This window comes from Kosakonia oryzendophytica (genome assembly GCF_900094925.1).
Classification (GTDB): Bacteria; Pseudomonadota; Gammaproteobacteria; order Enterobacterales; family Enterobacteriaceae; genus Kosakonia; species Kosakonia oryzendophytica.
On the sequence record NZ_FMAY01000006.1, the window covers coordinates 242,910 to 268,540 of the forward strand.

Genomic DNA, 25,631 nt, shown 5'->3' on the forward strand with positions numbered 1-25,631 from the left:
TGTTACTCCTTGTCCGTGGATTGCGGTGCATGATCGGGCAGCCGCCAGAAATCAAAAAAGTTAAACCAGTCGAGCGGTGATTGCAGGGCGTAGTGCTCAAGGCGCGCAGCATAGTGATCGACGGCCTCGCGCAGAGCGGCCTGCCTTGCGGCGCGCGGCATGGGCAGTGGATCGGCGAAGACTTCACAGTGCAGGCGCAATTTGCCCTGCTGGCGCAATGCAAACATCAGCAGTACCGGGCAGCGTAACGCCGCAGCGAGAATAAACGGTCCCTGCGGGAAGGGCGCAGGGTGGCCCATAAATTCGCTCCAGTTCACCCGCCAGTCGCCGCCGCGTTGTGGGTTAACCGCCAGCCGATCGCCGACGATCGCCACCCATTCCCCGCGATCAAGCTTCTCTTTCAGCAACATCGCGGTATCCGGGCCGATGTGCTTCACCGGGATGAGGTTAACGCCCGCCTCCGGTGCCATCTCTTGCATAATCTGCTTAAAGCGCAGGGCATTTTCATGAAACACCAGCGCATGAATGATCTTGCTCTCGTTGATCTGCGCCAGCGCCCGGCTGGCTTCCACATCACCCAGATGCGACGCCAGTAGCAGTTTGCCTTTGCCATCGTGCAGTCCGAGTGCTTCTTCCGCACCGGGGGCAAATTCCACATCGCGGCCAAAGTGCAACTCGCCACGCCAGCCCGCGACTTTATCCAGCATCGCTTCGCCGAAGCGCAAAAAGTGGCGGTAGCTGTTTAACCCGGCAGGCAGCGGAAGATGGCGGGCCGCCAGCGTGGTACGCACCCGCGCCAGCCAGTTTTTCGAGGCCCGACGCGCATCACGGGCAAGGAGCCAGTAGACGGCGACCACCGGATAAAGCAGTAGCGAGAAAGCGCGGCGACCTAATACGCGCCAGACCAGTAGCATAAAGCGCATACCCCACAGGCCTTGCACCTCTTTTTGCTGCGCCCAGTGCGTGGCATTGCGGCGAAACAGCAGGGACGGAATACGCGGCAGCATGCCGAAGAACAGGCGGGTATGCATCAGTGAGATGCGCACGTTATCTTTCAGGGCGTCAAAATGCGACAGGCCATCCAGCGGGTAGATCACGCGCGTTGGCACGAAGTAGCTGTCATTGCCCTGCCAGTAAAGTCGCACCATCACTTCGGTGTCGAAATCCATACGTTTGCCCAACGTCACCCGGCTGGCGAGCTGCAGCGTGGGGGCAATCGGGTAAACGCGAAAACCGCACATGCTGTCTTTCAGTTGCAGCGACAGGGTTTCAATCCATACCCAGACATGGGTGATCCAGCGACCATATAGACGCGAACGTGGAATGGAGTCGTCATAGAGCGGTTGGCCGGAAATCAGCGCCTGCGGGTGTTGCTCCGCCAGCGCCAGTAACGCCGGGATATCTTCAATGGCATGCTGCCCGTCGGCATCCACCTGCACCGCATGCGTGAAGCCCGCTTGTGCGGCTTCACGCAAGCCACGGATCACCGCTTCGCCTTTTCCGGCGTTCTGCGGCAGGCGGATCAGCGTCAGGTTGCTGTCGCCACGCGCCAGCGCTTCCAGAATGATTGGCGTATCGTCAGTGCTACCATCATCCACCACGAAAACCCGCAGGCCCGCAGGCTGTAAGCGAGTCAATACGTTGGACATGGTTGCGCCGTGGTTATAACAAGGGATCACCACACAAGGGGTAAACGTTAACGACATAGGCGAATTTTCCCGCTGCTGCAGAGGTGGCGCACTTCACCTTCATGGCGATGATAGCTGAAGGTCAATTGCTGTTTTTCTTCGTGCCAGTCGAGCACCAGCGTGACGACATTGTCCGGCAGTAGAGGCGCCTGGAACTTCACGCTTTGAATGCTGTGAAAACGGTGCTCCGGCGCCAGCAGGGTGGTGGCGTAGTGCATCGCCCAGTCGAGTTGTGCAACGCCGGGAAGCAGAGGCTGAATGGCAAAGTGACCACGAAACCAGAACAGTTCCGGCTCCAGTTGGATCACGATTTCCGCGTGTTGTGGTTGCGCCTGATGGCGTTCAATTTCATGGGGTTTCATGAAATAACTCCTGTAGTTGCGCATAAACCCGCTTGTTCATACTGTTGACCGGGATCTCATCAAGAATTCGCCAGTAGCGCGGCACTGCCACCGGCTCCAGCCATGGGATAAGCGCCCGCCGCCACGACAGCTCAAGGGCTTTACTGTCGCTGTGTTGCCATTGCGTGCGCATCTCATCGTCCAGCACCAGCAGAACACCCACACCCTGACGACCGCCACGGGAGACCGGTAGCGCCGCCGCTTCACGTATACCGCCCAGCGCCAGAACGCGGCGTTCGATCTCGGTAAGTGAAATGCGCTTCTCTTCGATTTTGACCACCCGACCACGGCGACCGGCAATCAGGAATGTGCCGCTGGCATCAAAAATCAGCTCATCGTCCAGCAACAAGCCATCGGGTTCGGGAATGAGTGGTGAATGCGCGCGAAAGCTCTCCGCTTCTTGTTCGATGGTCACGCCGGGGAACGGCAGCCATGAGATGTTATCCTGCTGGCGATAGCGCCAGGCTAGGATCCCGGTTTCAGTGCTGCCATAGATTTCATCCGGCCAGACGCCCAGCCAGTTCGCCGTTTCCTGAACATCGCGCCAGGGCAGCATGCCGCCCGCCGAGAGGATAAGCGACACGGGCGGAGGCGAGAGCCGGGGATCGAGACGTTTTAAAAATGCCGGACTGCTGATAAACGCATAACGGTGCTGCCCGTCGAGCGCAGCAAGTTGCTCAGCGTAATAGAGCATGGCGGCATGCAGCGGCAACCCGAGCGACATTGGCAGAAAGATACGAAACGTCAGACCGTACAGATGCTGCGGCACCACGGAGGCGACAACACGGCACCCGGCCAGGCGATCGGCAAAGCGCGCAGCCAGTAACGCGGCTTCTTTGTCCAGACAGGCGATGGGTTTGATAACCCGACGCGGCTGACCGGTGGAGCCGGAGGTAAAAAGCTCAACATAGGCATCTTCGCGCAGTGCGGGAAAGGTGGGCACATCTGCGGCCTGCCTGTTGTCGGACGCCACTACATAGTGTGGCCCTTCCCAGTTCAGCGGCCGGTCGCTTAGCACCCCGTCGAACAAGGATTGTTGCTCTGCCAGCAGCGATACCCGGCTATGACCAGGGATGACCGGGGTTTTACCCGCGTGCAGCGAGGCTAACAGCGCCACAATAAACAGGTAGCTATTTTCGAAACAGAGTGCCCAGCGTTTGCCAGGTTGCTGCGTTAATTGCGCCACGCATTGTGAAACGTCATGACGTAAATGTCCCAGCGTCCATGTTTGATCGCCAAGCCAGGCAATCGGCGTTTCGGCAGTACGCGGGCTGTTTAGCCAGGCGGCGAAAGGAAGGGTCTTCATGTTGTCTCTCGTTTAATCACCTGGCGGCGCACCAGCCACTCTCCCACCATGAGTGCGCCCATCAGCAGATAGGCGATCATCCCGTTCCAGGCTGTCCACAGACGCATATCGCCGTACAGGGCGGTAAACAGTGCAATGCCGCCGTTCAGCACAAAAAAGATGCACCAGATCTGCGTTACGCGGCGGGTATAACGTACGGCGGCGGCGGGTAACTGCGGCTCACGCAGGCGCGCCAGTCGTTCCACCAGCGGCATCGCCGTTGTGAGTGAACCGCCAAACACCGCCAGCATGATGAGATTGACCGCCACCGGGTAGTACAGCAGCAACTGGTGGGTTTTTAGCAGCCAGCTTGCCGCGCACAGCGCGATGCCCACGACCGCCACGCCGCCACTGACAGCGCGCAGTGGTGCTATCGCCTGCCGGGCTTGCCGTAAACGGAAAAGCAGCATTAGTGCCATCAGGGGCAGCAGCCAGTGCAGACTGTTATGTGTCAGGCCAAACCAGATCACAAATGGCCAACTGAGCATTAACAGGGCAGCGACCAGCCTGAGTCCCGATTGGAGGCGGGATCCGCGCATCGTGGTTTACTCTTCTTGCAGTAAACGTTCTACCGCGTCGACAACATCCTGTACGGTGCGCACGGCCTTGAACTCTTCCGGCTTGATTTTCTTACCGGTTTTCTTCTGCAGGTGCACAATCATGTCGACGGCGTCGATGCTGTCCAGCTCCAGGTCTTCATACAGCCGGGATTCCGGGGAGATATCCTGCGGGTCGATTTCAAACAGTTTGGTAAGAAGGGTGGAGACTTCCTGGTAAATTTCATTTTTCTCGATCATAGCGAACCCACCCTTATGCGCGTTGAGCCTGGATAAATGACGCCAGCGTGGCGACAGAGTAGAAGTGCTGACGCATCTCTTCGCTTTCGGCCGACAAGACCACGGCGTACTGGTTTTTAATCGCCAGACCTAATTCCAGCGCGTCAATAGAATCCAGACCCAGACCATCCCCAAACAGCGCCACATCGGTGTCGATGTCATCGGCGCTCAGTTCATCCAGATTCAGTGTGTTGATGATGAGATTTTTAATTTCAAGATAAAGCTGTTGCATCATTCATTCCTAAAAAGGTGCAAAACCCGGTGTTAATTGATGCAGAAGATGCCGGTTCAACTGTCTTGCCGCCAGCGCCGGTTCTTGCGATTCCGCATCAAAAAATTGTTTTATTGCCACCCGTTCGCGTACTTCCACGGTAAACATGGGCTTACGGGGTGGGACGTCATACCATCGGCTGTGTTTATCCAGCAGATGTTCACTACAGTGGATGACCACGATGCGTAGATCACAACCGCAGCGCACAGCAATATTCGCCGCGCCGCGTTGCAGTGTCATTGCCTCTCCCGGGCGTGTTCGCGTACCTTCCGGGAAGATGAGAATCGTATCGCCCTGTTGCAGGCGCTGCTCACAGGTGGGAAGCAGGGCATCCGCCTGACTGTTAATCAGGTAGTCCGCCGCTTTTACCACGCCGCCAAGAAAGGGATTGCGCAGCAGCGCACTTTTAACCAGGCAGTCGGTTTCCGGCATCACTGATGCCAGCAGAACATAATCAATAAGCGTAGGGTGGTTGGCCACCACCAGACAACCGCGTTCATGACGCAGGGTTTCTACGCCGTGGATGCGGTAATCCAGTGCGCCTGTTGCTTTCGCGGTGTTTAAAAACAGACGGAAACTGGCGGCAATACTGCGGCGTGCGAGGCGGCGGCGCGTTGCTTTGTCGCGCACGGCAATCAGCAACAGGTTAAACCACACCAGCGACAGCAACAGCCCACCGATGCCAAACAGCGCAAAGCACAAGCCGGTCATCAGCAAGCGCCAGAACCAATTCAGGCGAGAGGCGAGACGTTTCATGCGCGGCTCCAGTGCCAGTTCAAACGCTCGCCGGGAATCATGAATTCACGCTCTTCGCGCAGATAATGCTGTAAAAATTGCACGCTTTGGGGTAGCCGTGGCTCACCTTCACAGATTGCCGCTTCACTGGTGCATTGCAGGTCTTCACCGGCTTCAAAGACCAGCGCGACGGCATAGGCCCAGGTTGGCATATCCGGGTGCAATCCGGGGTGATAAAACGCCGGGAGCGCGCCATCGAAATCCACCATCAGTACGCGCTGATAACCCGCCTGCAAAAAGCAGATGACTTCACATAGCCCCTGCTGGAAGGTATCCAGCCCGGCGGAAAGCGAAGAGGAGACGATAGGTTGTTGGGCAGCAATAGTGAGGTTCCCCACAGCCGAGTTGTGCACCGACATCGCGAAATCGGTCGGCGAGAGATCCTGCCCCGTCGCCAGCGCTTGCAGAATGCGGAAGTTACGCTCCAGCTCACCGTGGCGGCTGGTAAAGACCACGGCCTCTACCTGATGCTGGCGCAGCAGCGTGATGCCGCATTCAACGGCCAGCCGACTGCCTGAGCTGAGACGACGCGCGGTCATCATGGGCAGTGCGGTCAATTTTGCCTGGGGTAACGCCGGATCGATAGCGTCGAGGTTTTGTGACCATTCCCGCCACTGCGCCGCTTCACTTAATCCCGGCGCACGAGCCTGCCAGTCGGTAATCTTGAGTGCAAATTTCATCAAACGCGCGTCCGCGAAAAAACGTGATATCCAGTGATGCCGTTTCGGGCATCATGGCGGCGCGGGCGCCGCCCTTTCTTATTTTTTATGACATATCAATAAGGTATGCCCCACCCCGAGGTTATCGAGGCGCTTTTCAACGCCGAAGCCCGCCATGTCGAGATAGCGCAGGAAATTCTCCGCGCTGTAAAAACGGCTGTTGCCATTCGCCATACAGGTAAAGTACAACGACGTTGCGTTTAAACTGAATGCCGCAGCATCAAATTTTTGCGCATCCCAGAACAGTTCCATCACACACAGTCTGGCATCCGGTTTCATGACCTGGGCTATCTTACTTAAGATGCCAACAATCTGTTCCGGGGAGAAGCAGTCCAGGAACTGGCTCATCCACCAGATATCCGCTGCGTTGGGCAGCGGCGCGTCACCCAGCATATCAATTGCATGGAAGCCGATCCGCGAAGCGAGTCCCGCTGCGTTGACGTTTTGCTGCGCCAGGGCGATTTGCTCAGGCAGATCCAGCAAGGTTACCGCGACGTTTTCGTCATATTTGCAGCAACTGATTGCCCACTTTCCGGTATTACCGCCTATATCGTACAGATTTGCCGGCTGGCTGGCGAATATATGCGGTAACGCTGCGTTAAACGCCGCATCGGAATAGTAATGGTCAAAAGCAAACCAACTTTCCCGTGCCGGGTTCGGTAATTGCGATAATGCCGGGTAAATGGTCGGCCATTCGCCAAACACGCGCAGCCCTGCAGGTTTTCCCTGTTTTAGCGCCTCGTCAAGGAAATAGAGTCCCTGATAACAAACATCCTGCGAAAAATCCATATTCACACGCGTCATTGTATCATGGAGCAGGAAGTGTCCGACTTTGGCAAGATAAAAACGATTTGCACTGCGCGTGATAATTCGTCCACTAAGCGCCATGTCGAGTAATACACTCGCGGCATATTCATCGGCTTCGCTCCCGAGAACAATTTCATCAAGGGTTGCGCCCTGATTTCCTTGCTTATCGAGAAAATCCAGCAACCCAAACTTACGCAGACAAACTGCCGTCTGGAATAGCATCGGGGCAAAAGCAATACGCTGCGCTTCCGCTATTGCTTCGAGCGCGCTGAACGGATCCTGTTCATACATGGCGTATACAACCTTATTAAATGCATCAGGATTATCGGACCGTTACCGGCCCGACTTTAGACAGGATGGCAATTAAAGCGCGGCGCCTGAAGCCAAATTCTGCTGAATTTGTTTATCGAGGGTGTTCACCCAAGTGTTGTATTTTTTATGGATTCGACCATCAGACGCTTTCAGGTTCAGGCTGTTTGCGTAGTTAATGGAGTAGCTGTCTGCAGCGTAAGTAATACGAATTTCGGCAACGTGGCCGCGGTTATCCAGACGACCTGTGATAACGCCTGGGCCAGCATCGTTCATAACCCATTGACGTTGTTGACCCGCTTTCAGAATAGCGGCGCGCACCTGAGACTGAGTGTGACCTGCGCTGACCGGGGCGTCGATATTTTGCACAATAGCGGTACGCGCACAACCTGCCAGTGCTCCGGCTACGGCAATCACAGCCAGGAATTGAACAATCTTCTTCATGAGAACTCCGTATCAAATAATTTAAGATTGAAGACACACTTACTTTCTGGAATTAATCCAACGCCATGATGAAAATGGAAAATACTGCCAATAAAAACGGTGCAGATTGCCATTTTTGTTTGCGAATATTGGGTGTTTTTAAAGTGAGTGATACTGCTGCCCGGCTTTTTATAAGCATATTGCCAAATTTTGTGGAGTCAGCCGGGGTGGGCGGATAATAAAATATCATTGTGTACAGTGCAACCATAATGATAAGAGGATATCAATGGTTATATATTACTAATCGTATGTATTACAGGCTGTTAGCTTGATTCTGATGCGGGTAATTATTCTGGTTATAAAATTGTTATATTTATTTAATTAGCTTAAGGTAAATTTCAGGCGTTTTAAGTGGTGCATTGTTTATCGTTAAAACGCCTGCAATAAAGCAGGCGCAATTATTTTCTTTACTTTAACGTTAATAAGATAAATATAAAACTACCCCCGTTGGTAGGTCATTTATCCTGGCAAGCGGCTTTTAGGTCTGCCTGGCCCGAGCAAAATAGCCAGTTTGCTCCCCCCGGTGGTGGTCTCCATCCAGATTTTACATACGCTGGTGAGGGGAACCGACAACAGCATTCCTACCGGGCCGAGCAGCCAGCCCCAGATTAATAATGATAAAAATACCACCAGCGTCGACATGCCAAGGCGGTGGCCCATCATACGGGGCTCCAGGATATTGCCGATGATCATATGCACGACCAGAAAGAGCGCACCCACCAGCAGGCATTCGTAAACGCCATTAAAGAGTAATGCCTGGAGCATGGGCGGAATAGCGGAGATCACGGAGCCAATATTGGGAACATAGTTGAGTAAAAACGCCAGTACTCCCCACATCAATGCGAATTGCACATCCAGTAGTACCAAACCCAGCCAGACAATGACCCCGGTCCATAAACTGAGCAAGGTTTTCAGTGCCAGATAGTGCGACACGCCCTTCAGCGCCCGGTGCAGTCCGGCAATGTGGATCTGCGGGTTGTGCAGCGCGAAACGCAGTTTATAAGGCACATGGCGGACTTCAAAGAGCATAAATACGACGGTCATTACCAGCAGGAGGATGCTGGCCATGGCGTTGGAGAGTTGGGTCATCATCGTGGTGGCAAACGTCATCACGCGATCGGAATCCATCCGTTGCAGCATGCGTTCCGGCGACATATGCAGGTTGAGGAACGGTACCATTTGCTGCAGATCGAGGAATTTGCGCGTTAATTCGCGGTTATATTTTGGCAACAGGGTCATAAAGTCGTTTATCGACGCGGCCAGCACGCCGACCAGCGCGGTGAGGACGATCAGCATAACCAGAACGACGATGGCGATAGCGACCGGGCGCGACAGTTTCCGGCGGATAAACCAGCGGACTAACGGGTTGAGTACGATGGCAAAAAAGAGCGCCAGTAAAAGTTGCACGATAATATCGGCGGCAGCATGGATACCGGCGAGGATCACCACCAGCGCAGCCAGTTTTAAGAGAATATGTAAACCCGCCTGATCAGGCTGAGGATATGTCATGTGTACGTCCTTATGTCATTTTGCCTGTTCAAGTGTAGTGCCTTGTAAGGTCTTCGCCTGACGACGATATTCTTAAAGTGAATGCTGATTTCTGTGCGCTGACGTGGTAATAGTGAAACACTGTTGTAAATATCTGGATTTCACTCTCATGCCTGAAAACGCCGCTGAATCGGCGCTTAGCGGATGGCGTCTTAATCTGCGGATTTTGTCCGTCGTTATTTTTAACTTCGCAAGCTACCTCACTATCGGCCTGCCGCTGGCCGTGTTGCCTGGCTATGTCCATGATGTTATGGGGTATAGCGCCTTCTGGGCCGGTTTGGTCATCAGTTTACAATACTTCGCTACGCTGCTTAGCCGACCGCATGCCGGGCGTTATGCCGATGCGCTGGGGCCGAAAAAGGTGGTGGTGTTTGGCCTGTGCGGCGCGTTTCTGAGTGGACTGAGCTACATGTTAGCGGGGATGGGTAGCAGCCATGCCGGTATCCTTAGCCTGGTGTTGCTGTGCCTCGGGCGTGTCATTTTGGGGATCGGCCAGAGCTTTGCCGGAACCGGAGCCACTTTGTGGGGCGTCGGTGTGGTTGGCTCTGTACATATTGGGCGCGTTATTTCCTGGAATGGCATTGCGACGTACGGTGCGATGGCGCTTGGTGCTCCGCTGGGGGTGCTCTGTTATCGCTATGGTGGTTTAGCCGGGTTATCACTCACCATTATGGGGGTGGCGCTGTTGGCGATTTTGCTGGCGCTGCCGCGCCCGGCAGTGAAAGCCAGTAAAGGCAAACCGTTGCCGTTTCGCGCCGTACTGGGCCGCGTGTGGGTGTATGGCCTGGCATTGGCGCTGGGCTCTGCGGGCTTCGGTGTTATCGCCACTTTTATTACCCTTTATTACGATGCGCAGGGCTGGGAAGGGGCGGCCTTCGCCCTGACACTGTTCAGTGTTGCGTTTGTGGGCACACGTCTGCTGTTTCCGAACGGCATTAACCGCTTCGGCGGGTTGAATGTGGCGATGATCTGCTTTGCGGTGGAAACCACCGGCCTGGTGCTGGTAGGGCTGGCGGCGGATCCGTGGATGGCGAAGCTTGGCGTCTTCCTTGCTGGCGCGGGTTTCTCACTGGTCTTCCCTGCACTTGGTGTGGTGGCGGTGAAAGCCGTACCGCAGCATAACCAGGGTTCTGCACTGGCCACCTATACGGTGTTTATGGATTTGTCGCTCGGTATTACCGGGCCGCTGGCAGGGTTGTTGATGGCCTGGTCCGGGGTCTCAATGATTTATCTGGCGGCGGCTGGACTGGTGGCGATAGCGCTACTGCTGGCGTGGCGATTGAAGTTACGTCCAACATTGGAGTAATGCCTGGTATCACGGAGATCCGCAATAAAAAAGGAACCCGAAGGTTCCTTTTTTCATTTCCGGCGCGGTGTTAATTCACCACGATGGTATTGATAATGTTTTCTGCCGCGGTTTGCGCTTGCTGCTGGTTGTCCGCCGGCAGCGTCACCTGCAGGGTCAGCAGTTTATTATCGACCTTACCCAGTACCACAGAAGACCATGCAGTCTGACCTTTGGCGGAGATAATGCTATCGAGCTGTTGCAGGGTCTGGCCTTTCAACTCAATGGATTTATTGGTCACCACTTGCAGTTGCGGATCGCGGCTGCGCTGCTGATCTTCCAGGCGTTTCGCCAGTGCGGCGAGATCTTCCTGCGTGTTGTCGCCCACAATCACAATCACGGCTTTTTGCCCGGTAGCGTCGGAGTAGACGTGCATATTGTTAGCCTGTGTACCCAGTTTGCCACTCTGATCGGTCATATCTGCCGGAAGCGAGAAGCTGAGTTTGCCGTCGAGCAGCGTGACGGGCTGGCCGTTGGCGTTGCTTTCAGCGGCGGCGCCCTGAACAGGTTTTTTGCTGTCGCTGTTATCACAGGCCGCCAGCCCCATTACCAGCAGGCCAATACCGACATATTTCACCAGATTGCGCATTGACTTCATCCTTTCAATAAACAGCCATAACGGCTCATCAGTGCATCTTATCATAACTGATAAGCCGTACCTTTAGCTGGCCTGTAGTGCGGGAATTTCAGATTTGTCTGCCAGTCTTTTCAGCAACATATTCAAAAGCACACCGTACATCGGCAGGAAGAACGCGATGCTGATAATCACTTTGAAGCCGTAGTCCACCAGCGCGATTTCCATCCAGTGCTGCGCCATAAACGCATCCGGGCTGTGCCAGAAGGCAATAAAGAAGAATGCAACGGTGTCGCTGGCGTTGCCAAAAACGGTTGATGCGGCAGGCGCCAGCCACCAGCGACGGTTCTGACGCAGGCGGTTAAATACGTGTACATCAAGAATCTGACCCAGCGCATAGGCCATAAAACTGGCGGTGGCGATACGCGCCACAAACAGATTGAAGTGGGCGAGTGCACCAAAGCCCTGCCAGGAACCCATATAGAACAGGGAGGAGATCACATACGAAGCCAGCAACGCCGGAACCATCACTGCGAAGATAATCCGCCGTGCGAGGGGCGCGCCGAAAATGCGTACGGTTAAATCCGTCGCCAGGAAGATAAACGGGAAACTGAATGCGCCCCAGGTGGTGTGGAAACCAAAAATGGCAACCGGCAACTGGACCAGATAGTTACTGGAGATGATCACCAGCAGGTGAAAAAGCGAAAGCCAGAACAGCGCCTTCATGCGCTGCGAGTGCGAAAATTGCGTCATATTGTGACCTTTTTGGTAAATGGGGTGAGGGAACCCAGTACTTTTTATGCTCTGTCAAACAGAGCCGCCGCATGATACTGCAATCATCACCGGATGCAATGGCTATTTTTAACGCAATCGTTAACCTTGCTTGCGTCACAAAAAAGGCAGCGTAAACTAATGCGGTTTTTTCCGTTGTGAGATGAAAATGACCGATCCGTTTATCACTGCCGACCATACGCTGGACGCTCAGGGCCTGCGCTGTCCGGAGCCGGTAATGATGGTGCGCAAAACCGTACGCAACATGCAGGTTGGCGAAACATTACTGATTATTGCCGACGATCCGGCAACCACCCGCGATATTCCCGGCTTTTGCCGTTTTATGGAACATGAGCTGGTCGCCGGGCAAACCGAGACGCTGCCGTACCGCTATGTAGTGCGTAAAAGCCACTAATCTTTGCGGTGCAACAGGCGCAGGGCGTTGGCGGTCACCAGCACCGTCGCGCCCGTATCCGCCAGCACCGCCAGCCACAATCCCGTTATTCCCAGCAGCGTCGTCACCAGGAATATGGCCTTCAGTCCCAGCGCCATGGCGATGTTCTGCCGGATATTGCTGTGTGTGGCACGCGCCAGGCGGATCATCTGACCAAGACCAGTCAATCGGTTATGTGTTAATGCTGCATCGGCAGTTTCCAGTGCGACGTCTGTACCGCTACCCATTGCAATGCCAATGGTGGCGGCTTTCATTGCTGGCGCGTCGTTAATACCATCGCCCACCATCGCCAGCGGCGCATGCTGGTTTAATGTTTGTACGGCGCTGACTTTATCTTCCGGCAGCAGCCCGGCGCGGAAATCCAGTGCCAATTCCCCGGCAATCGCCGCCGCTGCACGCGGGTTATCGCCGGTGAGGATCACGCCTTGTACCCCTAACGCATGGAGCGCGGCTATGGCTTCTTTGGCGTCGTCACGCAGCGTATCCTGCAACGCCAGCGTCCCTATCACTTCTCCGTCACGCTGTACCACAACCACCGTCTGACCGTGGCTTTCCTGGCGATTAATCTGCGCCAGTAACGCGCTGTCCAGCATGCTTGCGGCGAGTTTGTCCGGCGCGCTGATGTGGATGGTGCGCCCGTTTACTTCGGCCTCAATACCTTTCCCGGCCAGAGCTCGCTGCGCCTGCGCATCGGGAATGGCGAGCTGGCGACGCTGAGCTTCCTGCACGATGGCCTGCGCCAGCGGGTGGGTGGAGCCTTGTTCAACAGCGGCGCTCAGTGTTAACAGTTCCTCTTCGCTGCACCCGCTCAGCGGGTTTAACGCGGCGACCTGCGGTTTCCCGATGGTCAGCGTACCGGTCTTATCAAAAGCAATCTGGCGGATGCTGCCCAGTTGCTCCAGCGCTGCGCCGCCTTTGATCAGTGCACCGCGTCGAGCCGCTGCTGCAAGGCCGGAGGTAATCGCCGCCGGGGTGGAGATCACCAGTGCGCAGGGGCAGCCAATCAGCAACAGCGCCAGACTTTTGTAGATCCACTCCAGCCAGGGTGCGGAAAACAGTAACGGAGGCAGGAGGGCGACCAGCAGTGCAACTCCCATTATCACAGGCGTGTAGAGGCGACTAAAGCGATCGATAAAGCGTTCAATCGGCGCGCGACGCTCTTCCGCTTCTTCAATCAGTTTCAGGATACGGTCAATGGCGCTTTCACCGGGTCGGGAAACCACTTCCAGCGTGACCAGCCGATCAACGCTGGTCGCCCCGGCGGGAACCGCCTCGCCGCTGGCGCGTTCAACCGGTACGGATTCACCGGTGAGTGCGCTTTCATCAAAGCTGGCAAACGAAGACAGCAAACGGCCATCCGCCGGTAAACGACCACCGGCAGGGACTTCAATCGTATCGCCGGGTTGCAGTTCGCTGGCTGCCACCGTCTGGCGTTCACCGTTGCGCAGGCGGGTTGCGGTGTCCGGTTTCAGCGCCATCAATGCGCTGACGCCACGGCGTGCGCGGCTGGCAGCCCAGCCTTCAAGGCGCTCGCCAATTAAAAACAGCATCAGCACCATGGCGGCTTCGGCAGTGGCACCAATAAACAGCGCACCGATGGCGGCGACGCTCATTAACGTTTCGATGGCGAACCAGGAACCGCTTTTCATCAAGCGCAGCGCCTGACGGGCGATAGGCCACAGGCCAACAAGCGTAGTGGCGATAAATGCGGCCTGGCCGAGCGGATGGTTGAACTGCTCCAGCAACCAGCTTATTGCCATCATGACGATCAACAGGAGCAGCGGCAGGTTTTCGCGCAGGCTCGAAGGAGGCGCTTCCGGCGCACTGTGTTCGCCTCGCAACTGATAACCCGCCTGCTGTACCGCCTGTTCGACCTGTGTACGTACATCACGGTTAGCCACGACAGTGAGTTTTTCTGTGGCGAAGGCAACCTGCACCAGGCCGATGCCATCAAGCTGGCGTACGGCGTTTTCCACTTTACGGGCACAGGCGGCACAATCCATACCGGAGACCTGCCAGCTATAACGCTCACCTTCGGCGCTCACCGGGGCAGCAACGGTGTTTTCGCAGGTTTCGTCGGCACAACACGGTTGCGGTTTTTCCGGCATCGGGCGCAGTTTGACCGCCGCGAACTGCGGGGCTTTTTTCGGTTCAGGCTGCGGTGTGGGGGTCGGCATTGCATCCTCCGGTTAATGATAATTTTCTCATTAACCAGAGTATGCACTCTGGAGTCGACTCCAGAGTCAAGCTTTTTAAATATACAGAGAGCGAACGATCAGAAAATGCCCGGCGAAGTAGCAAGCGGACGCAATAGCGTTATCGGCGCTAAAGCGCTTACGGTAGTGGCTGCCCAGCCAGACCACATTGCCGAGCAGCAGCAGCGTGGCACCAACAAATGCAGACAGCGCAGGGCTTGTCGGACGGAAGAACCACAGTTCACCTGCCAGCCAGACCATCACTAACGTCATGGCAATAAAGGTGAGCACCGGTAGGCGCAACTCTTCCAGCCGCGTCCAAATCACCGCCACCAGTAGTGCGCCAATCACCAGCAACACCAGCGGCAATGGCCAGAAGAAGGAGAGCGTCATTTGGCTGGCGAAGTAGATGGTATAAAGCAGATGAGCAAGGAAAAATGCCCCAATGGCGTAGAGCATTTTTTGCCGTGGCAGAAGCGTCAGCGCATCCCCGACCAGTGAAGCGCACAGACCCGCCAGCACAAGGTAGCTGATGGCATCGAACATCGGGGCTTGCCAGGCCAGCAACAACAGGAGAAGTAAGGTAACGGGTTTGAAAACCCAACGCTGCCAGGCCGGGCCGCGGTAGGAGGCGTCGACATACAACCAGGCGGATAAACAGACAGCAATAAATGACCACAGCATAATTAAGTCCCTGTATCTTTTAGCGTTGCGTGAATCTCTCTTACTCAGTGTAGTGGCGGGGAAAGGGGGATGACAATGCTGACTCCCCCACTATGGACGTAATTCCGCTTTTTCTGACCGGCTTATTTCTTCGCTTTGAGCCTTTCTTGCCAGATCAACAGCTCGAAAACGCCGAACAGGAAGATACGGATCTGTTCTGCTTTGCTCATCTGCGGACCGTCTTTCGGCAGTGCACTTTTCAGCATAGTAGCCTGCAAAGCGTGCATAAACACGGTGAATACCAGCGCGACGTTGACAAAAATATTCAGTGGGCGCGGAAAGGGTTTAATTAAGTTCCACAGCAAAAAGGCCCAGATGCACAGCATCAACAGACGGCCCAAATTAATCAGCAGCGGCATGCTTCTCTCCTTGTACTGCGCGGTGATAGAGACGGTAAGCCACCTGACCCGCGACTTTTTCCCGATGCAGTTGCCAGTGCGCAGGCACCGGCGGTTGCCCATTTTCCACTTCGCTTTCTATATAGATTAACGCGTCATCAGCGAGCCAGCCGTTGTTTTCCAGCAAGCGTAGCGTCTCTTCCAGCATGCCTTTACGAAAGGGGGGATCGATAAACACAATATTGTGCGGGGTGCCCGGCGCGGCTAAAAAGCTCAGCGTATTGGTGTTAACGACGGTTGCATTCGTTGCTTTCAGCGTAGCCAGATTCTGTTGCAATTGTTGCGCGACGCTGCGCTCCATCTCCAGCAGGGTGGCACGGGCAGCGTAGCGCGACAGTGCCTCCAGCCCCAGCGCGCCGCTTCCGGCGAAGCAGTCGAGACAGTGGGCGTCTACCATTGAGGGTGCCAGCCAGTTAAACAATGTTTCACGCACGCGGTCGGTGGTCGGGCGCAGGCCGGGGCTGTCGGGCACCGGCAGTTTTCGGCCTCGCCACTGCCCGCCGATAATGCGTATCTGGCCGCTGGCGGCACGGTTGGGTTTCTTCATGGTTTTCGCTTTGCTCATCATTTCGGCCTGCTATTCTAGCGGCCCGGAGAAGGACGTTAAACCCTAATCCTCAAGTCGTGATGCGAGTTCAGGAAAGTGGTAGACTATCCGACTAATTAACAAATGTTTTCAGTCCTGGTCGTGCAGACGGGCTGCGCCATGAATCAATCGCGAGGAGTGTGGTCGCCAATGGCAAATGAGAAGAAACGTGGCTTTTTTTCCTGGCTTGGCTTTGGGCAGAAAGAGCAGGCCGATGAGGCGCAAACCGAACAACAGCCTGTCACTGAGCAGCCGGTTGACGAGACGCCGGTAGCTGAGCCTGCCGACAGTGAAAAATTCGCCGAAGAGGTCGTAGCGGTAAGCGAAACGCTCAGCCACGAAGCACCGTCTCCGGAACCGGTAGCGGAAGAGACGCGCGCGCAGCTTGAACACGAAGAGCTGCCGCTGCCGGAAGAGGTGGTTGAGCAGGAGAGCGGCGCTGAAGAGTGGCTGTCGGAAGCTGAACCACACGCGGAAGCGCACGTTGATGCTGAAGACAACGACGCACCGCTGAGCGACGAAGAGCTGGAAGCCCAGGCGCTGGCGGCGCAGGCGGCTGAAGAAGCGGTTGTGGTGGTGCCGGTGGACGAGACGGCGATTGAACAGGAGAAACCGACGAAAGAGGGTTTCTTTGCGCGTCTTAAACGCAGCCTGCTGAAAACAAAAGAGAATCTCGGATCCGGATTTATCAGTCTGTTCCGCGGGAAAAAGATCGACGATGATCTGTTTGAAGAGCTGGAAGAGCAACTGCTGATTGCGGATGTGGGCGTGGAAACCACGCGTAAAATCATCACCAATCTGACAGAAGGCGCCAGCCGCAAACAACTGCGCGACGCCGAAGCACTGTATGGTTTGCTGAAAGATGAGATGAGCGGGATCCTTGCAAAAGTGGATGAGCCGCTCAGTGTCGAAGGCAAAACGCCGTTTGTTATCCTGATGGTTGGCGTGAATGGTGTGGGGAAAACCACCACCATCGGTAAGCTGGCGCGTCAGTTTGAGCAACAGGGCAAATCGGTCATGCTGGCGGCGGGGGATACCTTCCGTGCGGCAGCGGTGGAACAGCTCCAGGTGTGGGGCCAGCGCAATAATATTCCGGTGATTGCTCAGCATACCGGCGCGGATTCCGCCTCGGTGATTTTTGACGCTATCCAGGCGGCGAAGGCGCGTAATGTGGATGTGCTGATTGCCGATACCGCAGGGCGTTTGCAGAACAAATCGCACCTGATGGAAGAACTGAAGAAAATCGTCCGCGTGATGAAAAAACTGGACGAAGATGCGCCGCACGAAGTGATGCTGACGATTGACGCCAGCACCGGGCAAAATGCCATCAGCCAGGCCAAACTGTTCCACGAAGCGGTAGGGTTAACGGGGATTACGTTGACCAAGCTTGATGGTACGGCCAAGGGGGGCGTGATCTTCTCGGTGGCGGATCAGTTTGGCATTCCTATCCGTTACATTGGTGTCGGCGAGCGTATTGAGGATCTGCGTCCGTTTAATGCGGGCGATTTTATTGAGGCACTTTTTGCCCGAGAGGATTAACAATGATTCGCTTTGAACACGTCAGCAAAGCCTATCTCGGTGGGAGACAAGCGCTGCAGGGGGTGACCTTTCACCTGCAGCCGGGCGAGATGGCCTTTCTGACCGGGCATTCCGGTGCGGGGAAAAGCACCCTGCTGAAGCTTATCTGCGGGATTGAGCGGCCCAGCGCCGGGAAAATCCTTTTCGGCGGCCATGATATTACCCGTCTGAAGAACCGCGAAGTGCCGTTTTTGCGCCGCCAAATCGGCATGATTTTTCAGGATCACCATCTGTTGATGGATCGTACGGTATTCGACAATGTGGCGATCCCGCTGATCATTGCTGGCGCCAGCGGCGATGATATTCGTCGTCGCGTCTCTGCGGCGCTGGATAAAGTGGGTCTGCTCGACAAAGCGAAAAGCTTTCCCATTCAGCTTTCCGGTGGTGAACAACAGCGCGTAGGGATTGCCCGTGCGGTGGTGAATAAGCCTGCCGTGCTGCTGGCGGATGAACCGACCGGCAACCTGGATGACGCGCTGTCGGAAGGAATCTTACGTCTGTTCGAGGAATTTAACCGCGTTGGGGTGACAGTGCTGATGGCGACGCACGATCTGGGACTGATTTCCCGGCGTTCGTATCGCATGCTGAGCCTGAGCGACGGTCATTTGCACGGAGGCCATGCGGGTGAATAAGCGTGATGCACTAAACCAGATCCGGCAGTTTGGCAGCAAGCTTGACCGTTTCCGTAAAGCGTCTGGTTCTTCTGGCGACAGCAACCGTAATGCGCCGCGTCGTGGCAAAGCGGCGAACAAAGCGCCATCGCGTAAGAGCAATGTGTTTAACGAGCAGGTGCGCTACGCCTGGCACGGCGCTTTGCAGGATCTGAAAAGTAAACCGCTGGCAACCTTCCTGACGGTAATGGTTATCGCCATCTCTCTGACGCTGCCCAGCGTTTGCTACATGGTGTACAAAAACGTCAACCAGGCGGCCTCGCAGTACTATCCGTCTCCGCAGATCACCGTTTACTTCGACAAGGCGCTGGATGATAACGCTGCTCAGCAGGTGGTAGGGCAGTTGCAGTCGGAGCAGGGAGTTGAAAAGGTGAACTATCTTTCCCGCGAGGATGCGCTTGGCGAGTTCCGCAACTGGTCCGGTTTCGGTGGCGCACTGGATATGCTGGAAGAGAACCCCTTGCCTGCGGTGGCGGTCGTGGTGCCGAAACTTGATTTCCAGACGCCCGATTCGCTTAACACCTTGCGTGACCGCATTTCCCGTATCCACGGCATTGATGAAGTACGCATGGATGATAGTTGGTTTGCGCGCCTGGCGTCACTCACCGGGCTGGTGGGGCGCGTGTCGGCGATGATTGGCGTATTGATGGTGGCGGCTGTCTTCCTGGTGATTGGCAACAGCGTGCGGTTGAGTATCTTCGCCCGCCGCGACACTATCAACGTGCAGAAACTGATTGGCGCAACGGATGGCTTTATTCTGCGCCCGTTCCTGTATGGCGGTGCGCTGCTCGGCTTCTCCGGCGCGTTCCTGTCGTTGATCCTGTCGGAAATCCTGGTGATGCGTTTGTCATCGGCGGTGACTGAAGTGGCGAAAGTCTTTGGCACCCAGTTTGAATTGAGCGGGTTGTCGTTCGATGAGTGCCTGCTGTTGCTGCTGGTGTGCTCTATGATTGGCTGGGTCGCGGCCTGGCTGGCGACAGTGCAACATTTACGTCACTTTACTCCGGATTAGAAAAATTTTGGTATACTCTTTCCCGGCAATGCAGAATTCCGTTGCCGGGAAGGATACGGATTCCTTTGATCTTCCTTGCCACGGTTTTTTCATCCCGATGTCACAATTTGTGCGTAATTTATTCACAACCCTACAGGGAACTTGTGGATAAAATCACTGTCTGATAAAACTGTGAGTGCTATTCTCGTTGCTCAAAAACGCTGGCATGTTTGTTGCCTGATGGGGACTGACCGCCGCCAGTTGAAAGTGAATTGAGAGGATTTGAATGACCAAAGAAATGCAAACTTTAGCTTTAGCCCCTGTTGGTAACCTGGAGTCGTATATCCGGGCCGCTAACGCATGGCCGATGTTGACGGCTGATGAAGAGCGGGCACTGGCTGAAAAGCTGCATTACCAGGGCGATCTGGAAGCAGCCAAAAAGCTGATTCTGTCTCACCTGCGCTTTGTTGTTCATATTGCTCGTAATTACTCGGGCTATGGTCTGCCGCAGGCGGATCTGATCCAGGAAGGTAATATCGGCCTGATGAAAGCCGTGCGTCGTTTCAACCCGGAAGTGGGCGTGCGCCTGGTCTCCTTCGCCGTACACTGGATTAAAGCTGAGATCCACGAGTACGTATTGCGCAACTGGCGTATCGTGAAGGTCGCTACCACAAAAGCACAGCGTAAGCTGTTCTTTAACCTGCGTAAAACCAAGCAGCGTCTGGGTTGGTTCAATCAGGATGAAGTGGAAATGGTTGCCCGTGAGCTGGGCGTAACCAGCAAAGACGTGCGTGAAATGGAATCGCGTATGGCCGCCCAGGACATGACCTTTGATATGTCGCCTGATGACGATGCGCAAGACAGCCAGCCAATGGCACCGGTGCTTTATCTGCAGGATAAATCGTCTAACTTTGCCGACGGCATTGAAGACGATAACTGGGAAGAGCAGGCCGCTAACAAACTGGTCGATGCGATGCAGGGGCTGGACGAACGTAGCCAGCAGATTATTCGCGCCCGCTGGCTGGACGAAGAGAATAAGTCCACGTTGCAGGAGCTGGCCGACCGTTACGGCGTGTCTGCCGAGCGTGTGCGTCAGTTAGAAAAGAACGCGATGAAAAAACTGCGCGCCGCTATCGAAGCGTAAGCGAATTGCAGTGAAACAAGCCGGGACGGCGTCAGCCTCTCCCGGCTTTTTGTTGTCTGTTTGTTCCTGTCTTCGCCTTCATCCCATGTTATCCCGCCGTTTCGTCCCGTCATTCACCACTTTTTGTTTCTGTCACATCGCAACATAAAAGCTGTCCTGTCGGTGTTCCATCGCTTGCGCGAAACTGAGTGAAATATCGCATTGCTAAAGGCGCTATATACTTGGTAAGCGGGCATACACAGACAGGGGACATCAAGGTGAAAAATAACGAATTACATCAACGCCGTTTACAGGCGACGCCGCGTGGAATTGGGGTGATGTGCGGGTTTTACGCCGAAAAAGCGGAGAACGCCACGCTGTGGGATGTGGAAGGCAACGAAGTGATCGATTTTGCCGCCGGTATTGCAGTGCTGAATACCGGACATCGCCATCCGAAAGTGATGGCGGCGGTAGAAAAACAGCTGCAGGCATTTACGCATACTGCCTACCAAATCGTGCCTTACGAAAGCTATGTGTCACTGGCGGAGCGCATCAATGCGCGCGTGCCGGTCACTGGCCCGGCCAAAACAGCGTTCTTCTCAACGGGGGCGGAAGCGGTGGAAAACGCGGTGAAAATCGCCCGTGCATATACCCGGCGCCCGGGTGTTATCACCTTCGGCGGCGGTTTCCATGGCCGAACCTTTATGACCATGGCCCTGACTGGCAAAGTCGCCCCTTATAAAATCGGCTTTGGCCCGTTCCCGGGTTCGATTTACCACGCGCAGTACCCAAACACCTTGCACGGCGTGAGCACGGACGATGCGCTGAAAAGCCTCGAACGCATTTTTAAAGCCGATATCGCACCGGATCAGGTTGCCGCTATCCTGCTGGAACCGGTACAGGGCGAAGGAGGCTTTAATGTCGCACCTGCGGACTTTATGCAAGCGCTGCGTAAGTTGTGTGATAGCCACGGTATTTTATTGATTGTCGATGAAGTCCAGAGCGGGTTTGCCCGTACCGGCAAACTCTTTGCCTCGGAGTATTACGACGTTAAACCTGACCTGATCACCATGGCGAAGAGTCTGGCGGGCGGCTTGCCGCTGTCGGCGGTTGCGGGACGCGCGGAGGTCATGGACGCTCCTGCACCTGGCGGGCTGGGCGGCACCTATGCAGGTAACCCGCTGGCGGTGGCGGCAGCGCATGCGGTGCTGGATGTTATCGAAGAAGAGGATTTGTGCGAACGCGCTAATCACCTGGGTAAACATCTGGTGGAAGTGTTGAACAACGCCAAAACGCGGTGCCCCTATATCGCGGAGATTCGTGCGCAGGGGTCGATGGTGGCGGTGGAGTTTAACGATCCGAACACCGGCGCACCGTCGGCAGAATTTACGAAACAGGTGCAGGATAAGGCGCTGGCGGCAGGGCTGTTACTGCTGACCTGCGGCGTTTACGGCAACGTGATCCGTTTCCTCTATCCATTGACCATTCCGGAAGTCCAGTTCCGTAAAGCGCTGGATATTCTCCAGCAGTCGCTGACGCACTAATTATTTAGCCGCCTTATGGGCGGCTTTTCCACAAACGGTCATCACGCTGTCGCACAACCTTCAAAATTGTTATTCCATATTCTGAAAATTGGGGTATGTTTTAGCAGAGTATGCTGCCAGTGCACGGGCAGAATCGCTAATAACTACTATCATATTCTTTGCTTATGTGTATAAGCAAAATAATGTGTCAAACAACAACATCACAACAAATAGCAATCACCATAACAATGGGGAATCTCAGGATGAAAATGAAGGGCAAAGCGTTACTGGCGGGATGTATTGCGTTAGCAATGAGCAACGTGGCATTCGCCAAAGATATTAAAGTTGCCGTTGTAGGTGCAATGTCCGGTCCGGTTGCGCAGTACGGTGACCAGGAATTTACCGGCGCTGAGCAGGCAATTGCCGATATCAACGCGAAGGGTGGGATCAAAGGCGACAAACTGGTTGCGGTGAAATATGACGATGCCTGCGACCCGAAACAAGCGGTAGCGGTTGCCAACAAAGTGGTTAACGACGGGATCAAATACGTAATCGGTCACCTGTGCTCCTCCTCCACTCAGCCAGCGTCTGATATCTACGAAGATGAAGGCATTCTGATGATCACGCCTGCAGCGACGGCACCAGAGCTGACCAGCCGTGGTTACAAACTGACGCTGCGCACCACCGGTCTGGACTCCGATCAGGGGCCGACCGCCGCGAAATACATTCTGCAGAGCGTGAAGCCGCAGCGTATCGCGGTTATTCATGATAAGCAGCAGTATGGCGAAGGCCTGGCGCGCGCTGTGCAGGACGGGCTGAAAAAAGGCGGCGCGAACGTGGTGTTCTTTGACGGTATCACCGCGGGTGAGAAAGACTTCTCTACGCTGGTGGCGCGCCTGAAGAAAGAAAATATCGATTTCGTCTACTACGGCGGGTATCACCCGGAAATGGGTCAGATCCTGCGTCAGTCACGCGCAGCAGGTCTGCAAACCAAATTCATGGGCCCGGAGGGGGTCGCCAACGTTTCCCTGTCTAATATTGCAGGCGACTCTGCGGAAGGCATGCTGGTGACCAAGCCGAAGAACTATGATCAGATCCCGGCAAACAAACCGATTGTGGACGCGATCAAAGGCAAGAAACAGGATCCGAGCGGCGCGTTCGTATGGACCACCTACGCGGCGCTGCAGTCGCTGGCTGCTGGCCTGAATCAGTCTGCCGATCCGGCAGCTATCGCAACCTGGCTGAAAGGGCACTCAGTGGATACCGTAATGGGGCCGCTGTCCTGGGATGAGAAAGGCGATCTGAAAGGTTTTGAGTTCGGTGTCTTCACCTGGCATGCTAACGGCACGGCAACCGACGCGAAATAAGCCTGAACTGACTGCAGCCTTTCGTGCCGCAGGCGCACTGGCTGCGTTCGCTTACCCCGTTTACTTATCTCTGTAGGTATCCGGGGGAGAGTAGCAACCTGCCTGGGACGCCATATTCCCGGGCAGGGCGTTCTTCTAAGCCGGATGGAGATCTTCCCATCCGGCTTTTTTTAGCGTTTTTCCCAGCCGTTTTCTTGTGCGGTGAAGCCCAGTGTTTGGGTAAAGGCGGCCATCACGGCCCTGTCTTCCACACCAATATCCACTATCCACCAACTGGTTATCGCCGGATTATCGCGCATCACTTCTTCGACCAGATATTGCCCGATACCGCGACGGCGAGTGATATCGCGCACGCGAAGTGAATCCAGTGCGCCTTCGGTACCGCGTAATGTCACGCGTACGGCGGCCAGCAACCTGTCATTAAAGCGCGCCGCATAGATGCGGTGCGTGTCGTCCACGTCGAGCGACGCGGGAGAGTATTCCGGCCAGACTTTCGCTAAATCAATATGATCCTGCTCGGTAAAGTTCACCAGTCGGATGATAGTCAATTTCATGTACAGCTTGTCCAAAATGCAAAAGATAGTGTGAGTGTAAACAATTTCGTTTGGCCGGGTCTGTTAGTTTTTTATTTTTCATCTAACAGGCGAATAATTTTGCCGCAGCCTTCGGGGTAGCGTGAAACATTGGAGATCGAAAAACAGACAGGATTTTAACCTGATCAGTAGTGATTTATTCCGCTCTTTGTACCATTATTTTATGCTGAAGCTTGGCCTTTTTTTGTTTATCTCCGATTAAATACAGAATATTATCTCTGCTTAATCGCCTGAAAAATAGAGGATTTAGTCTGGTTTTTGCCAAAAAACTGCGCTAAACCATTAAAGGCACTGGTAAAAATAGCGTTGTACATTAAAAGTACAGAATGCTTTTTAACCATAAAAAAACAAAATATTTACACAACATCACGACAAGTGGGGATTTAAAAGAATGAGAAGGAACGCGAAGACAGCGATCGCGGGGATGGTTGCACTTGCGATGTCTCACGCGGCCATGGCGGCAGAGATTAAAGTCGCGGTTGTAGGTGCGATGTCCGGTCCTGTTGCGCAGTGGGGCGACATGGAGTTTAACGGTGCGCGGCAGGCAATCCACGATATCAACGCTAAAGGCGGGATCAAAGGCGACAAACTGGTTGCGATGGAATATGACGATGCCTGTGATCCGAAACAAGCGGTTGCTGTCGCTAACAAAATCGTTAACGACGGCGTGAAATATGTCATTGGTCACCTCTGTTCCTCATCAACGCAGCCTGCTTCCGATATCTATGAAGACGAAGGCATTCTGATGATCACGCCTGGCGCGACCAATCCGGAACTGACCCAGCGCGGTTATCAGCACATTATGCGTACTGCCGGGCTGGACTCCTCGCAAGGGCCGACTGCTGCAAAATACATCCTGAATACGGTGAAGCCGCAACGCATCGCCATCATCCATGATAAACAGCAGTACGGCGAAGGCCTCGCACGTTCCGTTCAGGACGGGCTGAAAGCGGGCGGAGCGAATGTGGTGTTCTTCGACGGTATTACCGCCGGTGAAAAAGACTTTTCTGCGCTGATTGCACGCCTGAAAAAAGAAAACATCGACTTTGTCTACTACGGTGGTTACTACCCTGAGATGGGGCAGATGCTGCGTCAGGCTCGCGCCAACGGCCTGAAAACCCGGTTTATGGGACCGGAAGGTGTGGGCAACGCGTCGCTGTCCAATATCGCGGGGGATGCAGCGGAAGGCATGCTGGTTACCATGCCGAAACGCTATGACCAGGATCCTGCGAATCAGGGCATCGTCGATGCGCTGAAAGCAGAGAAAAAAGATCCGAGCGGTCCGTATGTGTGGATTACCTATGCCGCCGTACAGTCGCTGGCGACCGCGCTTGAGCGGAGCAGCAGCGCCGAGCCGCTGGCGCTGATCAAAGATTTAAAAGCCAACGGGGCTAAAACCGTGATTGGGCCGCTGAACTGGGATGAAAAAGGCGATCTGAAGGGATTTGATTTTGGCGTTTTCCAATGGCACGCCGATGGTTCGTCGTCCGTGGCGAAATAACTGTCATCCCTCTCTCCGGGCGCAACGTCTGGAGAG

At 55.0% G+C, this 25,631-nt stretch carries 26 protein-coding genes and 1 pseudogene; 9 read left to right on the forward strand and 18 right to left on the reverse strand.

What is annotated here, in order from left to right; translation table 11 throughout:
* Positions 1-2: 2 nt before the first annotated feature.
* The 11 genes and pseudogenes from GA0061071_RS12560 to GA0061071_RS12610 form a co-directional block, all read right to left on the reverse strand.
* On the reverse strand, positions 3-1,706 hold the full coding sequence (locus GA0061071_RS12560; protein ID WP_061492801.1) for a glycosyltransferase family 2 protein: 1,704 nt from the start codon (positions 1,704-1,706) through the stop codon (positions 3-5).
* The gene (locus GA0061071_RS12565; RefSeq protein ID WP_090269444.1) at positions 1,697-2,050 is read right to left on the reverse strand and encodes an ApeI family dehydratase; all 354 of its coding nucleotides are present in this window, start codon (positions 2,048-2,050) and stop codon (positions 1,697-1,699) included. Before GA0061071_RS12565 ends, GA0061071_RS12560 begins: the two co-directional genes overlap by 10 nt.
* Positions 2,037-3,395, reverse strand: a complete 1,359-nt coding sequence (locus GA0061071_RS12570; protein ID WP_088238349.1) for a class I adenylate-forming enzyme family protein — start codon at positions 3,393-3,395, stop codon at positions 2,037-2,039. The genes GA0061071_RS12565 and GA0061071_RS12570 overlap by 14 nt, the downstream gene beginning before the upstream one ends.
* A complete protein-coding gene (locus tag GA0061071_RS12575; RefSeq protein ID WP_088238350.1) occupies positions 3,392-3,973 on the reverse strand; it encodes a COG4648 family protein in 582 nt (193 codons plus the stop codon). Before GA0061071_RS12575 ends, GA0061071_RS12570 begins: the two co-directional genes overlap by 4 nt.
* 6 nt (positions 3,974-3,979) lie before the next feature.
* Positions 3,980-4,231, reverse strand: a complete 252-nt coding sequence (locus GA0061071_RS12580; RefSeq protein WP_061492805.1) for an acyl carrier protein — start codon at positions 4,229-4,231, stop codon at positions 3,980-3,982.
* Between the two features lie 13 nt (positions 4,232-4,244).
* On the reverse strand, positions 4,245-4,502 hold the full coding sequence (locus GA0061071_RS12585) for a phosphopantetheine-binding protein (RefSeq protein WP_061492806.1): 258 nt from the start codon (positions 4,500-4,502) through the stop codon (positions 4,245-4,247).
* Positions 4,483-5,315: pseudogene (locus GA0061071_RS12590) on the reverse strand (lysophospholipid acyltransferase family protein). Before GA0061071_RS12590 ends, GA0061071_RS12585 begins: the two are co-directional and overlap by 20 nt.
* The gene (locus tag GA0061071_RS12595; protein WP_088238351.1) at positions 5,294-6,016 is read right to left on the reverse strand and encodes a beta-ketoacyl synthase chain length factor; all 723 of its coding nucleotides are present in this window, start codon (positions 6,014-6,016) and stop codon (positions 5,294-5,296) included. The pseudogene GA0061071_RS12590 and the gene GA0061071_RS12595 overlap by 22 nt, the downstream one beginning before the upstream one ends.
* A gap of 78 nt (positions 6,017-6,094) precedes the next feature.
* Complete coding sequence (locus GA0061071_RS12600) at positions 6,095-7,153, reverse strand: methyltransferase (protein ID WP_061492807.1); 1,059 nt, start codon at positions 7,151-7,153, stop codon at positions 6,095-6,097.
* 72 nt (positions 7,154-7,225) lie between these two features.
* Positions 7,226-7,615, reverse strand: coding sequence for a hypothetical protein (locus tag GA0061071_RS12605; RefSeq protein ID WP_061492808.1), 390 nt, complete (start codon positions 7,613-7,615; stop codon positions 7,226-7,228).
* A gap of 498 nt (positions 7,616-8,113) precedes the next feature.
* Complete coding sequence (locus GA0061071_RS12610) at positions 8,114-9,163, reverse strand: AI-2E family transporter (protein WP_061492809.1); 1,050 nt, start codon at positions 9,161-9,163, stop codon at positions 8,114-8,116.
* 112 nt (positions 9,164-9,275) lie between these two features.
* On the opposite strand from GA0061071_RS12610, the gene GA0061071_RS12615 reads away from it, so the two are divergent.
* A complete protein-coding gene (locus GA0061071_RS12615) occupies positions 9,276-10,508 on the forward strand; it encodes an MFS transporter (RefSeq protein WP_139109658.1) in 1,233 nt (410 codons plus the stop codon).
* Between the two features lie 70 nt (positions 10,509-10,578).
* Here the strand turns inward: GA0061071_RS12615 and GA0061071_RS12620 are convergent, their stop codons facing one another.
* Entirely contained in the window at positions 10,579-11,136 is a 558-nt protein-coding gene (locus GA0061071_RS12620) for a DcrB family lipoprotein (protein ID WP_088238353.1), read from the reverse strand.
* A gap of 72 nt (positions 11,137-11,208) precedes the next feature.
* Positions 11,209-11,874 carry a 7-cyano-7-deazaguanine/7-aminomethyl-7-deazaguanine transporter gene (locus GA0061071_RS12625; RefSeq protein WP_088238354.1) on the reverse strand — a complete coding sequence of 222 codons (666 nt, stop codon included), beginning with the start codon at positions 11,872-11,874 and terminating at the stop codon, positions 11,209-11,211.
* A gap of 187 nt (positions 11,875-12,061) precedes the next feature.
* Here GA0061071_RS12625 and tusA point away from each other — a divergent pair, with 187 nt between their 5' ends.
* Entirely contained in the window at positions 12,062-12,307 is a 246-nt protein-coding gene (tusA, locus tag GA0061071_RS12630) for a sulfurtransferase TusA (protein ID WP_088238383.1), read from the forward strand.
* On the opposite strand, the gene zntA is transcribed toward tusA, so the two are convergent.
* The 4 genes from zntA to rsmD all read right to left on the reverse strand — a co-directional run bounded on the left by zntA (position 12,304) and on the right by rsmD (position 16,209).
* Entirely contained in the window at positions 12,304-14,523 is a 2,220-nt protein-coding gene (zntA, locus tag GA0061071_RS12635) for a Zn(II)/Cd(II)/Pb(II) translocating P-type ATPase ZntA (protein ID WP_088238355.1), read from the reverse strand. The two genes, tusA and zntA, sit on opposite strands and share 4 nt — an antisense overlap.
* Positions 14,524-14,598: 75 nt before the next feature.
* On the reverse strand, positions 14,599-15,225 hold the full coding sequence (locus GA0061071_RS12640) for a lysoplasmalogenase (protein ID WP_061492814.1): 627 nt from the start codon (positions 15,223-15,225) through the stop codon (positions 14,599-14,601).
* Between the two features lie 122 nt (positions 15,226-15,347).
* A complete protein-coding gene (locus GA0061071_RS12645) occupies positions 15,348-15,617 on the reverse strand; it encodes a DUF1145 family protein (RefSeq protein WP_170933847.1) in 270 nt (89 codons plus the stop codon).
* Complete coding sequence (gene rsmD, locus GA0061071_RS12650; RefSeq protein ID WP_088238384.1) at positions 15,607-16,209, reverse strand: 16S rRNA (guanine(966)-N(2))-methyltransferase; 603 nt, start codon at positions 16,207-16,209, stop codon at positions 15,607-15,609. Before rsmD ends, GA0061071_RS12645 begins: the two co-directional genes overlap by 11 nt.
* Positions 16,210-16,398: 189 nt before the next feature.
* On the opposite strand from rsmD, the gene ftsY reads away from it, so the two are divergent.
* The 6 genes from ftsY (at position 16,399) to GA0061071_RS12680 (ending at position 23,501) form a co-directional block, all read left to right on the forward strand.
* Positions 16,399-17,787: a signal recognition particle-docking protein FtsY gene (gene ftsY, locus GA0061071_RS12655; RefSeq protein WP_088238356.1), complete on the forward strand. Its 1,389-nt coding sequence runs from the start codon at positions 16,399-16,401 to the stop codon at positions 17,785-17,787.
* A 2-nt stretch (positions 17,788-17,789) separates the two neighbouring features.
* A complete protein-coding gene (ftsE, locus tag GA0061071_RS12660) occupies positions 17,790-18,458 on the forward strand; it encodes a cell division ATP-binding protein FtsE (RefSeq protein ID WP_061492817.1) in 669 nt (222 codons plus the stop codon).
* Entirely contained in the window at positions 18,451-19,509 is a 1,059-nt protein-coding gene (gene ftsX / locus GA0061071_RS12665) for a permease-like cell division protein FtsX (RefSeq protein WP_061499729.1), read from the forward strand. The genes ftsE and ftsX overlap by 8 nt, the downstream gene beginning before the upstream one ends.
* 265 nt (positions 19,510-19,774) lie before the next feature.
* A complete protein-coding gene (gene rpoH / locus GA0061071_RS12670) occupies positions 19,775-20,632 on the forward strand; it encodes an RNA polymerase sigma factor RpoH (protein WP_061492818.1) in 858 nt (285 codons plus the stop codon).
* 257 nt (positions 20,633-20,889) lie between these two features.
* Positions 20,890-22,155 (forward strand): 4-aminobutyrate--2-oxoglutarate transaminase, encoded by a 1,266-nt coding sequence (locus tag GA0061071_RS12675; RefSeq protein ID WP_088238357.1) that lies wholly within the window; start codon positions 20,890-20,892, stop codon positions 22,153-22,155.
* Positions 22,156-22,397: 242 nt separating this feature from the next.
* Complete coding sequence (locus GA0061071_RS12680; RefSeq protein WP_061492820.1) at positions 22,398-23,501, forward strand: branched-chain amino acid ABC transporter substrate-binding protein; 1,104 nt, start codon at positions 22,398-22,400, stop codon at positions 23,499-23,501.
* A 170-nt stretch (positions 23,502-23,671) separates the two neighbouring features.
* On the opposite strand, the gene panM is transcribed toward GA0061071_RS12680, so the two are convergent.
* Entirely contained in the window at positions 23,672-24,055 is a 384-nt protein-coding gene (gene panM / locus GA0061071_RS12685) for an aspartate 1-decarboxylase autocleavage activator PanM (protein WP_061492821.1), read from the reverse strand.
* 430 nt (positions 24,056-24,485) lie between these two features.
* On the opposite strand from panM, the gene livK reads away from it, so the two are divergent.
* Entirely contained in the window at positions 24,486-25,595 is a 1,110-nt protein-coding gene (livK, locus tag GA0061071_RS12690; RefSeq protein ID WP_061492822.1) for a high-affinity branched-chain amino acid ABC transporter substrate-binding protein LivK, read from the forward strand.
* The last annotated feature ends 36 nt before the right edge of the window (positions 25,596-25,631 follow it).